Consider the following 13,043-nt stretch of genomic DNA (forward strand, 5'->3'; position numbering starts at 1 on the left):
AATGAGCCGTTCTGGTCAAATCCCATAGGGACGTCGGAATGACGTTCATCTCGAACAGATATGCGCTTGGAAAGGCAACCAGCCTTCCCGGCACGCCTATCCGTCCGATCTGTTTGCCCTTCCGGCGCCTCGAAGGTGCGGTTAGTGGGTCCTGACCCTAGGGTCAGGACCCATTAAGCTCTGGCTTCGGCATAATCGATCAGCGCCTCGAGCATGGATCGGGCGCGCTGAAGCTGATCAAGGCTCACAAATTCATCGGGCTTATGGGCCTGTTCGATGGAACCGGGGCCGATGACGATGGCCGGAATACCGGAAACCTTCTGAAACAGCCCGGCTTCGGTGGTAAACGATACCGCATGGCTTTCATTGGCCCCGATCAAACGCCGCATCAGTTTTTCCGCATCCTCTGAGCCATCGGCCTCAAGGGATGGCGCGCGGGCGATCTGCTCGAAGCTTATCTCCGCCTCGGGCGCGGTGGCCTGCAATCTTGGCAGAATGATCTTTTGCGCATGGCTTTTCACGCGATCCAGAATCTGATCGGGATCGATGCCGGGCAGCGGGCGAAATTCCCAATCGATCACCGCCCGATCAGCAATGATATTGACCGCCGCCCCGCCGGTCATGCGTCCGGCATTGATGCTGGTGAAAGGCGGCTCGAACCGGGCATCTTGATGTGCGCGCAGTTCCTGCGCCAAAGCATCGAGATAGCCAAGAAAGGCTCCCGCCGCGAAAAGGGCGTTGGCCCCCTCATCGGGGAGGCTGGAATGGGCGGCCCTGCCGATGATCGTGGTGCGCTCCACACAAATACCCTTATGGGCGGTCACCAGCTTCATATCCGTAGGCTCGCCGATCAGGGCAAAGCGTGGCTTGATCGGCAGATGGGCCAGATGATCGACCAAAGAGCGCACCCCGGCGCAGCCCACTTCCTCGTCATAAGACAAGGCGATATGCACCGGCATGGCCAAATCCGCCCGGGCCAGCCGGGGGAGAAGGGCGAGCACAAGGCCGATGAAGCCTTTCATATCGCACGCCCCGCGCCCATAAAGCCGCCCATCGCGCAGTTCGGCCGCAAAAGGATCGCTGGACCAATTCTGGCCCGCCACCGGCACCACATCGCTATGGCCCGAAAGCAGGATGCCCGGCCGATCATCCGGGCCGATGCTGGCCAAAAGATTGGCTTTGGTACCATCCTCATTTGCAAAAAGCTGTGCGGTGATCCCATGTTCGGCCAACAGCTCGCGCACATAAGCGATCAGGTCCAGATTGCTGTTCTGGCTGATGGTGGGAAAAGCGATCAGATTTTTGATGATCGAGAGGCTCGCATCCATTGATTGCACGGGGGAATCCTTGGGCTTTGGGGCATCCATAAAGCTAACATGCCAGTGCCTTTCATGGTGCGCAATGGGCGCGCAATAAGCGCGCAACGATTGACGCTTGATTTCGCCCCGCGTCGGCCCTAGTTTCCTGTCCAGCCTGATGCGGGTGTAGCTCAATGGTAGAGCTCTTGCTTCCCAAGCAAGTGACGAGGGTTCGATTCCCTTCACCCGCTCCATGCTCATCATGGCCACGCATTAATGAGTCATGGCGCAGCCTGTGACCGCTGGCCAGTTTTCCTTTTCACATCTATATTTGCGTTTTGAATAAGCCTGCTGCCTGTGGCAGTCTGCCCGCCAATGGTTTATCGGGGGTTTATCGGGGCTTTATCGGGGCTTTGCCTCTGGTTTAAATGAAAGGCTGCATCCTTCCATGTCTGTTCGCAATGCCGCTGCCGTCATTCTTGCTGCAGGCAAGGGAACGAGAATGAAATCGCGTCGTCACAAGGTTCTGCACCCCATTGGCGGGCGGGCGATGATCGATCATATCTTTGATCGATTGGCGGACATCAGTGTCGCGCGGCAGATTCTGGTCGTGGGATCGGATCGCCAGCAGCTTGAAGCCGCGATGGCGGGCCGGAAGGTGGATTTTGCGGTGCAGGAACCCCAATTGGGCACCGGCCATGCGGTGATGCAGGCCCTGCCCGCCCTTGCTGGCCATCAGGGTCCGGTTCTGGTGCTTTATGGCGATACGCCTTTGATCCGATCTGAAACTTTGGCTTTGATGCTGGCACAGATCGGGGATCGGAAATCCGCAGGCCCGGGCCTTGTGGTGCTGGGATTTCGCCCCGAAGATCCCGGAGCTTATGGCCGCCTTGTCACCGATGATGACGGCAATCTTTTGCGGATTGTGGAATATAAGGATGCCAGCCCTGCCGAACGGGCGATTGGCCTGTGCAATTCAGGGGTGATGGCCTTTGATGGGGCGCTTTTACCCCGGCTTTTGCAGCCCCTGCGCAATGACAATGCCAAGGGGGAATATTATCTCACTGATACGGTGGCGATTGCCCGGGATCTGGGGGTGAAAGCGGCGGTGATCGAAGCCCCGGCCGATGATCTTTTGGGCGTGAATGATCGTGCTGATCTGGCCATGGCGGAAGCCGTGTTTCAAAAACGGATGCGCCGGGCGGCCATGGCGGCGGGGGCCACGCTGATCGCCCCGGATACGGTTTATTTCAGCCATGATACCAAGCTGGGCCGCGATGTGCTGATCGAGCCGCAGGTGATTTTCGGCCCCCATGTAGAGATCGAGGATGATGCGATCATCCGCGCTTTTTCCCATATCGAAGGGGCGAAGATCGCCACGAAAGCCGTGGTGGGCCCCTATGCCCGCCTGCGCCCGGGGGCCGATATCGGCAAGGGGGTGAAGATTGGCAATTTCGTGGAAATCAAAAATGCCCGGCTCGATGAAGGGGCAAAAGCCAGCCATTTAAGCTATATCGGCGATGCCACCATCGGGCCGCGCGTGAATATCGGCGCAGGCACCATTTTTTGCAATTATGATGGTTTCGCCAAATTCCACACCAGCATCGGAGCCGATAGCTTCATCGGATCAAACAGCGCCCTTGTGGCCCCCTTGCATATTGGCGAAGGGGCGATCATCGGGGCGGGCAGCGTGATCAGCCGCGCTGTGGATGATGGCGATCTGGCGCTTGCCCGGGCCGAGCAGACCAGCCGCCCCGGCTGGGCGAAAAAATTCCGGGCCCGCAAAAGCCGCCCGAAATCGGCCCCAAAAATCGATCATGACGATCATAAATCGCGCTGAAGGCGGATCAGGCTTCCAGGACAAGAACAAGGGACGGCAATATGTGCGGAATTATTGGGATCGTGGGGCTAAGGCCGGTTGCAGGCCGCTTGATGGATGCCTTGCGCAGGCTGGAATATCGCGGCTATGACAGTGCCGGGATCGCCCTTATCCAAGACGGCCGGATCGCCCGGCGTCGGGCCAGCGGCAAGCTCGATCAGCTTGATGCCCTGCTCGCCCGCGATCCCCTTGATGGCCTGATCGGGATCGGCCATACCCGCTGGGCTACCCATGGCGAGCCCTCAACCGCCAATGCCCATCCCCATATCGGCAGGCATGTGGCGGTGGTGCACAATGGCATCATCGAGAATTTCAAGGCCCTGCGCGAAGAGCTGATCGCCGCGGGCCATCAGTTTACCAGCGAAACCGATACCGAAGTGATCGCCCATCTGCTGAGCGATCATCTTGCCGCAGGGATAGAACCGCGATTGGCGGTGAAACAGACCCTTGATCGTCTTGAAGGGGCTTTTGCCCTTGCCATTCTGATCGATGGCAAGGATCGCCTGATGTATGGCGCCCGGCGCGGCAGTCCTTTGGTTGTGGGGCTGGCGGATGGGGAATGCTTTTTGGGATCGGATGCCATTGCACTGGCCGGGCTGTGCAACCGCATCTGCTATCTGGAGGAAGGCGATTGGGCCGAGCTTCATGGCGATCATTTTGCCTTATTCGATGCCGCAGGCGATCCGGTGGAACGACCTTTGGTCCACTCATCGGTTTCGGGCGTGATGGTGGACAAGGGCAATCACCGCCATTTCATGCTGAAGGAAATATACGAACAACCCACCGTGGTGGGGCAAACCCTTGGCAGCTATCTTGATCCTCTGGCGGAAACGGTGACGGTGCCGGGCCTGTGTTTCGATCCCAAAGCCCTGAGCCGGATCACCCTCATTGCCTGTGGCACCAGCTATTATGCGGCGATGATCGCACAATATTGGCTGGAACATTATGCCAAAATTCCGGTGACCGTGGATATCGCATCGGAATTTCGCTATCGCCAGCCGGTGATGACCAGGGGCGGCCTGTCGCTCTTTATCTCGCAATCGGGGGAAACCGCCGATACCCTGGCAGCCCTGCGCCATTGCAAGGCCGAGGGCCAGATCACGGCCACCATCGTCAATGTGGCGCAATCCACCATGGCGCGGGAAGCGGATATGGTGTTTCCCACCCATGCCGGGCCGGAAATCGGGGTGGCCAGCACCAAGGCCTTCACCTGCCAGCTTGCGGTTTTAGCAGCGCTGAGCATCGCCTTTGGGGTGGCCCGGGGCCATATCGATCAGACGGAACAGGCGGCTCTGGTGCGGGTGCTCAATGAAATTCCCTCGCGCATGTCGGAAGCCCTGCAGGCGGAACAACAGGTGGCTAGCCATGCCGCCGATCTTTCCCGGGCGCGGGATGTGCTGTATCTGGGGCGCGGTGCTGATTATCCCCTCGCCCTTGAAGGGGCGCTGAAGCTGAAGGAAATCAGCTATATTCATGCCGAAGGCTATGCTGCGGGCGAAATCAAGCACGGCCCGATTGCGCTCATCGATCCCAATGTTCCGGTGATCGTCATCGCCCCCAAAGGGCCACTGTTTGAAAAAACGATCTCGAACATGGAAGAAGTGATCGCCCGGGGCGGCAAGGTCATTTTGATGAGCTGCAAGGAGGGAATCGCAAGCCAGGGCCGAACCGCAGGCAACAGCATCGAAATGCCGGCGGTGCATCCTTTGGCATCGCCCCTTGTTTATGCCATTCCCGTGCAGCTTTTGGCCTATCATACCGCCGTTTTAAAAGGCACCGATGTGGATCAGCCCCGCAATCTGGCCAAATCGGTGACGGTTGAGTGATCTTTTTTCCCGCACAACTGCAACGGATAGGCCGCAATCAAATGAAATAAACACTGGACAGTTGCACGAATCCTTATAATTCTTACCCGCAGGGGGTGCATTTTTTGCATCGCCCCAAATGGCACCGCTTGTGCCTTTTGGCCCGGATTAGGGCCTTGTTGGTGGGAAGGGATTTTCTGTTGCGGATCATGTCGGTCATTGGCACGCGCCCCGAAGCGATCAAGATGGCGCCATTGATTGCATCGATCCAGACTCGGGCGGATTTTGAGCATTGCCTGTGCCTGAGCGGCCAGCATCGCGATCTGGTCCACCCGGTTTTGGCGCAATTCGGGATCAGCGCGGATCATGATCTCGAGGTCATGTCTGCCGATCAAAGCCTCACAAGCCTTGGGGCTGCGATTCTGGAAGGAATTGGCGCGATGATCCAAATCGAACAGCCCGATTGGATGATTGTGCAGGGCGATACCAGCACGAGCTTTGCCGCGGCCCTGGCCGCCTTTTATGCACATATTCCGCTTTTGCATCTGGAAGCGGGCCTGCGCAGTGGGGATCGGCTGGATCCCTGGCCCGAAGAATCCCACCGCAAGATGATCGCGCCTTTGGCCCATCTCCATGCGGTGCACACCTTGGCGGCCCAAAAAAATCTGGAACGCGAAGGGATCGATCCCCGCAGCATCCTGATCAGCGGCAATAGCGGGATCGATGCGGTGCAGCAGATGTGCACCCGCCTTGATCGCGATGAGGCGCTGGCCGCCCAGGCACAGGCGCTGCTGCGCATCATGCCACAAGGTCGGCGGTTGATTTATGTCACCTGCCATCGCCGGGAAAAGCGCTGGATCAGGCTGAAGGCCCTGAGCCGGGCTTTGGTAAGGCTGGCCGCGCGGGGGGATGTAGAGATTATCGTCAGTGTGCATCCTTCGCCCGAAATCGATCATCTGATGCGCACATCTTTGGCGGATGTGGCGCATGTGCATCTTTTAAATCCGCTGGATTATGCCAGCTCCATCCATTTGCTGCGGCAGGCGCATTTCGTGATTTCAGATAGCGGCGGGATGCAGGAAGAAGCGCCCTATCTCGGGAAACCCATCCTTGTTTTGCGCGAAAGCACGGAACGACAGGAAGCGGTGGATGCCGGAGCGGCAATTCTGGTTGGGCATTCCGAACAGCGCATCCATGCCGAAGCCTGCCGCCTGCTCGATCATCCGGCCCATTATGCAGGCATGGCCCGGCGGCGGACTTTATTTGGCGATGGCCACGCCTCAGAACGGATCATTGATCGCATCGCCGGAATGATGACCGATGCATGGGTGCCGGAAACCTACCACGCCGAAAGCGGCTGATGGCGGGTTGTGCGGCCCGGTGCCAAAGCGCCGGGACTTTCGATGAGACAGCGATACTATGCGTGGCGCAGAGGCGAGAAGTGCTTCCGCGTCAGGGCTTCTTACGCCCTGACGCTCTTGTGAGGCATCGCCCGAAAGAATGGATCGAAATACAGACCTCATTAAAATACAGACCTCATTAAAATGCGTGACGGTAGAGTTAGGCTCTAGGCAGAAAGGAAAAGCCTAAAACACAAAGTAGTACAAAAATAAGGCCCTTGATCTGAGGACTCCTTGGCTCCACGCCGCACACTTCCGTGACAAAATGCTCACAATTTTGCAAAAATAGACGATAGGGGCGGCCAATCCGTTGGCGTGCCCTTTGAACAATCTCATATGGAGGAAGATTGCCATCAATACCATGCCTTGTAATCGGCAATCCTTCTGAAAATTCTCCTACTGAGCTTTCCACCACCTTTTCTTGTCGTTTTGAAGCATGAATGACAGTGCCGCGTTCACTGACAATTCCAAAGTGCTGATATCCCGGGAAGAACCAAGCCGAAACGACTTCGCCAACGGAGTAAGTTGATATCATTCATAAGTTCCTTTATAATCTGAAATATGATAGCAATTCAAAATTATATATATAATTCAAAATGAATGCAAATGGTTTTTCACACGCTACGACCTTTTCAATGATCATAGCCCAATTGCTGGCTTTAGAATGTCAGAATAAGGGACTGACATTAAAAGATTTTTTTGAAAAAAGCGGGATCAGCCAGCCGACATGGTCGCGGATCATGCGTGGTCAGTCGAAGATGAGTTTGGAGGATTTAAAAAACGGTTGTGATTCTCTCGAACTGCAAATGTCTATGATTATTGACAGGGCAGAGACCATCGCAAAACAGCTGCCGAAGGAAGATGTGAAAATCGTAAATCCCAAGGATATCCAAGCCGATCAGAATAATGGCGATCTCACCAAATTCGTTCTTGCATCAGCCGCATTGGCTTTTCTGATCTCCAAGCTGATGAAATGATGGCATCCGATTGGAGTGATAGGACCACCTTAGCGTTACAGGACGGATCATAACAGCGTGCATAAGGTACCTTGCTCATGTGCTACCCATCAAAAGCAAACGGACCCGGCCCATGGCGGCGGGTCCGCCATATTGGACTTGGGCTAAAGGTCAGCCGCGCTCGAATTTCTTGAATTTCAGGCGATGGGGGGTTGCAGCTTCATCGCCCAGGCGGCGTTTGCGGTCGGCTTCATAGGCTTCGAAATTGCCCTCGAACCATTCCACATGGCTATCGCCTTCAAAAGCAAGGATATGGGTGGCAAGGCGATCGAGGAAGAAGCGATCATGGCTGATGACCACGGCGCATCCCGCGAAATTTTCCAGCGCTTCTTCCAAAGCCCGCAGGGTTTCCACATCCAGATCATTGGTCGGCTCATCCAGCAGCAAAACATTGCCGCCCTTGCGCAGCATTTTGGCCAGATGCACGCGATTGCGCTCCCCGCCCGAAAGCAGGCCAACCTTTTTTTGCTGATCGGCGCCCTTGAAATTGAAGGCCCCCACATAGGAACGCGTGGGAATTTCGGTCTTGCCGAAATAAAATATATCATCACCGCCGGAAATTTCCTGCCACACGGTTTGATTGGCATCCAAAGCATCGCGGCTTTGATCCACATAGCCAAGCTGCACGGTTTCGCCGATGGAAATGGTTCCGGCATCCGGTGTTTCTTCGCCGGTGATCAGCTTGAACAGGGTGGTTTTACCGGCACCATTGGGGCCGATGATCCCCACAATTCCGCCGGGCGGCAGGGAAAAGCTGAGATCTTCATAAAGCAGGCGATCCCCAAAGGCTTTGGAAACGCCATTAAATTCAATGACATTGCTGCCAAGCCGGGTGGGCGGCTGCATCTTGATCTGGGCCGTGCCCGAAAGCTTTTCCTGCTGTTCTTGCAGCATTTCATCATAGGCCCTGATGCGCGCCTTCGATTTCGCCTGCCGGGCTTTGGGGCTGGATCTGATCCATTCCAGCTCTTTTGCCAAAGCCTTGTCCTTGGCTTCTTCCTTGCGCTCTTCCAGCGCCAGCCGCTTTTGCTTGGCTTCCAGCCATTGGGAATAATTGCCCTCGAAAGGAATGCCATGGCCGCGATCGAGTTCAAGCACCCAGCCCACCACATTATCGAGGAAATAGCGATCATGGGTTACCAGCACCACGGTGCCTTTATATTCCTGCAAGAAGCGTTCGAGCCAGGCCACTGATTCGGCATCCAGATGATTGGTCGGCTCATCCAGCATCAAAAGATCGGGCTTTTCCAGCAACAGGCGGCACAGGGCCACCCGCCGCCGTTCGCCACCGGAAAGGGTGGCGATATCGGCATCGCCCGGCGGGCAGCGCAGGGCATCCATGGCAATCTCGACCTGATTATCGAGTTCCCACAGATTGCCGGCATCGATTTCATCCTGCAGGCGGGCCATTTCATCGGCCACATCATCGGAATAATCGGCCAAAATCTCGTTATAGCGATCAAGAATGGCCTGTTGCGCCGCCACCCCATCACGCACATTGCCCAAAACATCCTTGGCCGGATCAAGCTGAGGTTCCTGGCTCAGATAGCCGGTGCGAATCCCCTCGGCGGCCCAGGCTTCGCCGGTAAAATCCTTGTCGATGCCCGACATGATCCGCATCAGGGTCGATTTCCCCGAGCCATTGACGCCGATCACCGCGATTTTCACGCCGGGAAGGAAATTGAGATGAATATCCTTCAGCACATGGCGGCCACCGGGATATTTCTTGTTGAGTCCTTGCATGTGGAAAACATACTGAACCATGAGACGCACCGAACCTTTCAAAGACAGGGATTTGATGCGCTCCATAGCGCACTCGCGCGGGTGACGCAATCAGCAGGCTTGGCGGATGGATGAACTGCGGCTAGTCTTTCGCACATATTTTGATGATGGAGAGGCATGAGATGAGATTTGCGATGCGGGCCAAGGCCTTGATGACGGCAGCTTTTCTGGCTGTCGGTGTTGATAGCTCCGAAGGCGCTTGGGCGCAGGATTATGTGGTGGCCGAAACCCCTGCCACGCTGATCAAACAGGTGGAAACGCTGCGGACGGCGGGGCTTCATGATCGCATGGGCTATGAGATCATCGAATCTCTGACCACTGAAATCGGCCCGCGTTTGGCGGGGAGCGCGCGGGAAGCCGCCGCCCAGGATTGGGCCGTGGCGAAATTAAAGGCGCTGGGTTTCAGCAATATCCAGGTCGAGCCTTTTGAAATGGAAGGCTGGGCGCGCGGGATCGAAACCGCCCATGTGGTGGGAGCGGCAGCGCAGCCCCTGACGATCACCACATTGGGGGGATCGGTTGCCACCCCGGATGGCGGGATCACCGCTGAAGTGGCGCGTTTTGACGATCTTTATCAGCTTGAAGCCGCGCCCGATGGCAGCCTTGATGGCAAAATCGTGTTCATCGATCTCAAAATGTATAAAACGCAGGATGGATCGAGCTATGGCAACACCAATTATATTCGTGGCAATACGCCCTCCGTTGCGGCCAGAAAAGGCGCGGTGGCCACGTTGATCCGATCCGTGGGCACCGATAGCCACCGCTTTCCCCATACCGGCGGCACCCGCTATGCCGATGATGTGCCCGCCATTCCCGCTGCCGCCTTGTCCAATCCCGATGCCGATCAGTTAAGCCGCCTTTTGGAACGCGGGCCGGTGAGCATCAAGCTTGAGATGACCCCGAAAAGCTTAGGAACGGTGACATCAGGCAATGTGATTGCCGATATCATGGGATCGGAAAAGCCCGAGGAGGTCGTTGTGATCGGCGGCCACCTCGATAGCTGGGATCTGGGCACCGGGGCCATCGATGATGGGGCCGGCATCGGCATCACCATGGCGGCGGCGAAGCGGATCTTGGACCTTGGCATTGCCCCCAGACGCACCATTCGCCTAATTTTATGGGGGGCCGAGGAAGTAGGGCTTTTAGGGGCGCGGGCCTATGCCAAGGCCCATGCGGATGAACTGGCCAATCATGTGATCGCGGCGGAATCCGATTTTGGAGCGGGCCGCATCTGGCGGTTTGAAAGCCGGGTGGGCGCGGAAGATCTGCCCTTTATCCGGGCCATTCACCGGCAATTGCGGCCTTTGGGCATTGGCATGGGGGCGAATGAAGCGGGCGGTGGCCCCGATGTGATCCCCTTGCGCCAAGCCGGGGTGCCGGTGGTGAGCCTGACCCAGGATGGCAGCGATTATTTCGATCTGCACCACACCGCAGATGATACCTTTGATAAGATCGAACTCGACAATATTCAGCAGAATATCGCCGCCTATGCCGTTTTCACATGGATGGCGGCCAATCTGGATGTGGATTTCCGCCCGGATGCTGAACAGCCCTGAACAGCCTTGACGCATAAAAAGCCCGGCAGAAGGATCTGCCGGGCTTTTGGCGGTTTTTTTCGAGCGCGAAGTTGAAACCGGCTCAGCCGATTTCCACCAGTTCCAGTTCGAAATTCAGATCATGGCCGGCCAAAGGATGATTGGCATCCAAGGTGATTTTTTCTTCGCTCACCTTAACGATCATCATTTCAACCTGCTGGCCTTCTTTGGTGGTGCCGGTAACGCGCATCCCTTCTTCGGGGGTCATTTCAGCGGGAAACTGATCGGGCGGAACCGCGAACACCAGATCATCACGGCGGGGGCCATAGGCCTCATCGGCGGGAATGGTGACCTGTTTCGTTTCGCCGGCGGCCATGCCTTCGATCGCGGTTTCAAAGCCAGCGATCACCTGTTGCTTGCCAAGCTCGAAAGCAATGGGTTCGCGCTCGCGCGAGCTATCGAATTGCTGGCCGCTGTTTAATGTGCCGGTATAATGAACCTTGACGGTGTCACCCGTGCTTGCCGTGGACAATATTTCTCTCCTGATCGATCAGTGGGCGTGTTTCATGATGAATATCACAGCCCGAAGGTCGTGCCTTCGCCCCGAAATGTCAATGCATGTGGCAAAATTTTGCCATCCTTGCACTGTTTCATGCCGCCATGGGGTCAATCCTCGGCCCCATGGGGCCAATTTTCAGCAGCGGGAGGCGTTTTCCCTAAAATCAGATCAGCGGCCTTTTCCCCGATCATGATCGCCGGGGCATTGGTATTGCCGGAAACAAGGCGCGGCATGATCGAGGCATCGGCAACCCGCAGGCCATCCACCCCCTTCACCTTCAGATCGGGGGTGCAGACGGCGCGTGGATCATCCGCCCGGCCCATGGCGCAGGTGCCCACCGGGTGATAGATGGTGGTGCCGCTTTCCCTGGCAAAGGCGAGCAATTCGGCGGCACTGCGGGCCTGAGCGCCGGGATCGCGTTCCTTTTCCACAAAAGGCGCCATGGCGGGCTGCGCCATGATCGCCCGCACCATCAAAAGCGCGTCCACCATCAGCTTTTGATCGCTCAGGGCTTCCAGATAATTGGGGGTGATATCGGGATAATGGCGCGGATCGGGCGATTTCAGATGAACCGACCCCCGGCTTTCGGGGCGCAGCACACAGCCGCCCAAAGTCAGCCCCGGGTCCTGATCGAAAATCAATTCGTTGTTTTTATAGGCTTCGCCATCCAAAGTGGCGGGGGTGGCATGGAATTGCAGATCAGGCCACTGTAAGTCTGGCCGGCTGCGGGCAAAGGCGGTGACATGTGCCGGACCGATTGACATCATCCCATCCCGATGCCGCCAATAACGCCACAGCGCCCCCAAAAGCGGCAGGCCCCGGGCCATGGCATTGATCGATGGCGTTCCCGGAACGAATTGAAAGCTTAGGGCCGCATTATAATGATCTTGCAGATTTTCCCCCACCCCCGGCAGATCGCACAAGAGATCGATGCCTTGCGCCTTCAACCTTTGGGCATCGCCAATGCCCGAAAGCTCCAGCAGATGGGGGGAATTGACCGTGCCCGCCGATACAATCACGTCCCTATCGGCGGCGGCATCGATCAGCTTGTGGCCAATGGCATAGCGCACCCCGGTGATCTTGCGCCCCTGCGCTAAAAGCCTGTGCACCAAAGCGCCGGTTTTGATCAGCAGATTGGGTCTAATCGCTGCCTGTTTTAAAAAGCTGCGCGCGGTTGACATCCGCCTGCCCTGATCGATAGTGAATTGGCACAGCCCCGCGCCCACTTGCCGACCATCATTGAAATCATCGAGCAGGGGCAGGCCATAATCCGCGCACGCCTCAAGCAAAACCCGCGACATGGGATGAACATAAGCCGGTTCACGCACCGGCAGCGGCCCGCCTGTAGCATGGCCGGGTTTGGCCCCATGCTCATAATCTTCGGATCGCATGAAATAGGGCAGCACATCTGCCGCCCCCCAGCCCGTGCAGCCCAATTGCCGCCAGCCATCATAATCACCGGGATTGCCGCGAATATAGATCATCGCATTGATCGATGATGACCCCCCCAAGGCCTTGCCACGCGGCCATTTATGGATGCGATCATGGGTATGGCGATCCGGCACGGTGGGAAATTGCCAATTATAGCGGGTGGATTTCAAGGTGACGGCATAGCCCAAAGGCATGTGGAAAAAGGGATTGCTGTCCTTTGGCCCGGCTTCCAGCAAAAGCACCTTATGGGCGGGATTTTCGCTCAACCGATTGGCCAGCACGCAGCCTGCCGATCCTGCCCCTATGATGATGAAATCAAAATGGTCCATGATCATCCC

Annotated in this window: 10 protein-coding genes and 1 tRNA gene; 6 read left to right on the top strand and 5 right to left on the bottom strand. The window is 56.9% G+C overall.

Annotated elements, in window-relative coordinates:
• Window positions 1-173: 173 nt before the first annotated feature.
• Window positions 174-1,328: an acetylornithine deacetylase gene (argE, locus tag AQ1_RS00005; protein ID WP_042082728.1), complete on the bottom strand. Its 1,155-nt coding sequence runs from the start codon at window positions 1,326-1,328 to the stop codon at window positions 174-176.
• 150 nt (window positions 1,329-1,478) lie between these two features.
• Between argE and AQ1_RS00010 the strand changes: the two genes are divergently transcribed.
• From AQ1_RS00010 to wecB, 4 genes are all read left to right on the top strand, one after another.
• Window positions 1,479-1,552 (top strand) — tRNA-Gly (locus AQ1_RS00010).
• A 194-nt stretch (window positions 1,553-1,746) separates the two neighbouring features.
• Window positions 1,747-3,138, top strand: a complete 1,392-nt coding sequence (gene glmU / locus AQ1_RS00015) for a bifunctional UDP-N-acetylglucosamine diphosphorylase/glucosamine-1-phosphate N-acetyltransferase GlmU (protein WP_042082612.1) — start codon at window positions 1,747-1,749, stop codon at window positions 3,136-3,138.
• A 41-nt stretch (window positions 3,139-3,179) separates the two neighbouring features.
• Complete coding sequence (gene glmS / locus AQ1_RS00020; protein ID WP_042082615.1) at window positions 3,180-5,003, top strand: glutamine--fructose-6-phosphate transaminase (isomerizing); 1,824 nt, start codon at window positions 3,180-3,182, stop codon at window positions 5,001-5,003.
• Window positions 5,004-5,164: 161 nt separating this feature from the next.
• The gene (gene wecB / locus AQ1_RS00025; RefSeq protein WP_313978516.1) at window positions 5,165-6,343 is read left to right on the top strand and encodes a non-hydrolyzing UDP-N-acetylglucosamine 2-epimerase; all 1,179 of its coding nucleotides are present in this window, start codon (window positions 5,165-5,167) and stop codon (window positions 6,341-6,343) included.
• 199 nt (window positions 6,344-6,542) lie between these two features.
• On the opposite strand, the gene AQ1_RS14785 is transcribed toward wecB, so the two are convergent.
• Window positions 6,543-6,917: a lecithin retinol acyltransferase family protein gene (locus AQ1_RS14785; protein WP_081836936.1), complete on the bottom strand. Its 375-nt coding sequence runs from the start codon at window positions 6,915-6,917 to the stop codon at window positions 6,543-6,545.
• 61 nt (window positions 6,918-6,978) lie between these two features.
• On the opposite strand from AQ1_RS14785, the gene AQ1_RS00030 reads away from it, so the two are divergent.
• Window positions 6,979-7,359, top strand: coding sequence for a helix-turn-helix domain-containing protein (locus AQ1_RS00030; protein WP_042082618.1), 381 nt, complete (start codon window positions 6,979-6,981; stop codon window positions 7,357-7,359).
• A 150-nt stretch (window positions 7,360-7,509) separates the two neighbouring features.
• On the opposite strand, the gene ettA is transcribed toward AQ1_RS00030, so the two are convergent.
• Complete coding sequence (gene ettA, locus AQ1_RS00035) at window positions 7,510-9,162, bottom strand: energy-dependent translational throttle protein EttA (protein ID WP_042082732.1); 1,653 nt, start codon at window positions 9,160-9,162, stop codon at window positions 7,510-7,512.
• Window positions 9,163-9,314: 152 nt separating this feature from the next.
• On the opposite strand from ettA, the gene AQ1_RS00040 reads away from it, so the two are divergent.
• Entirely contained in the window at window positions 9,315-10,736 is a 1,422-nt protein-coding gene (locus tag AQ1_RS00040; protein ID WP_042082734.1) for a M20/M25/M40 family metallo-hydrolase, read from the top strand.
• A gap of 82 nt (window positions 10,737-10,818) precedes the next feature.
• On the opposite strand, the gene AQ1_RS00045 is transcribed toward AQ1_RS00040, so the two are convergent.
• Together AQ1_RS00045 and AQ1_RS00050 are read right to left on the bottom strand one after the other, a co-directional pair.
• Entirely contained in the window at window positions 10,819-11,247 is a 429-nt protein-coding gene (locus AQ1_RS00045) for an FKBP-type peptidyl-prolyl cis-trans isomerase (RefSeq protein WP_042082619.1), read from the bottom strand.
• 134 nt (window positions 11,248-11,381) lie between these two features.
• Window positions 11,382-13,034 carry a GMC family oxidoreductase gene (locus AQ1_RS00050; protein WP_313978398.1) on the bottom strand — a complete coding sequence of 551 codons (1,653 nt, stop codon included), beginning with the start codon at window positions 13,032-13,034 and terminating at the stop codon, window positions 11,382-11,384.
• Window positions 13,035-13,043 lie beyond the last annotated feature (9 nt).

The sequence above is a fragment of the Iodidimonas nitroreducens genome, assembly GCA_000710935.1.
GTDB lineage: Bacteria > Pseudomonadota > Alphaproteobacteria > Sphingomonadales > Rhodothalassiaceae > Iodidimonas > Iodidimonas nitroreducens.

Excerpts from the sequence above, each read along its gene's own strand:
- argE (WP_042082728.1), bottom strand. The coding sequence starts at position 1,328 with ATGGATGCGAGCCTCTCGATCATCAAAAATCTGATCGCTTTTCCCACC.
- glmU (WP_042082612.1), top strand. The coding sequence starts at position 1,747 with ATGTCTGTTCGCAATGCCGCTGCCGTCATTCTTGCTGCAGGCAAGGGA.
- glmS (WP_042082615.1), top strand. The coding sequence starts at position 3,180 with ATGTGCGGAATTATTGGGATCGTGGGGCTAAGGCCGGTTGCAGGCCGC.
- AQ1_RS14785 (WP_081836936.1), bottom strand. The coding sequence starts at position 6,917 with ATGATATCAACTTACTCCGTTGGCGAAGTCGTTTCGGCTTGGTTCTTC.
- AQ1_RS00030 (WP_042082618.1), top strand. The coding sequence starts at position 6,979 with ATGAATGCAAATGGTTTTTCACACGCTACGACCTTTTCAATGATCATA.
- ettA (WP_042082732.1), bottom strand. The coding sequence starts at position 9,162 with ATGGTTCAGTATGTTTTCCACATGCAAGGACTCAACAAGAAATATCCC.
- AQ1_RS00040 (WP_042082734.1), top strand. The coding sequence starts at position 9,315 with ATGCGGGCCAAGGCCTTGATGACGGCAGCTTTTCTGGCTGTCGGTGTT.
- AQ1_RS00050 (WP_313978398.1), bottom strand. The coding sequence starts at position 13,034 with ATGGACCATTTTGATTTCATCATCATAGGGGCAGGATCGGCAGGCTGC.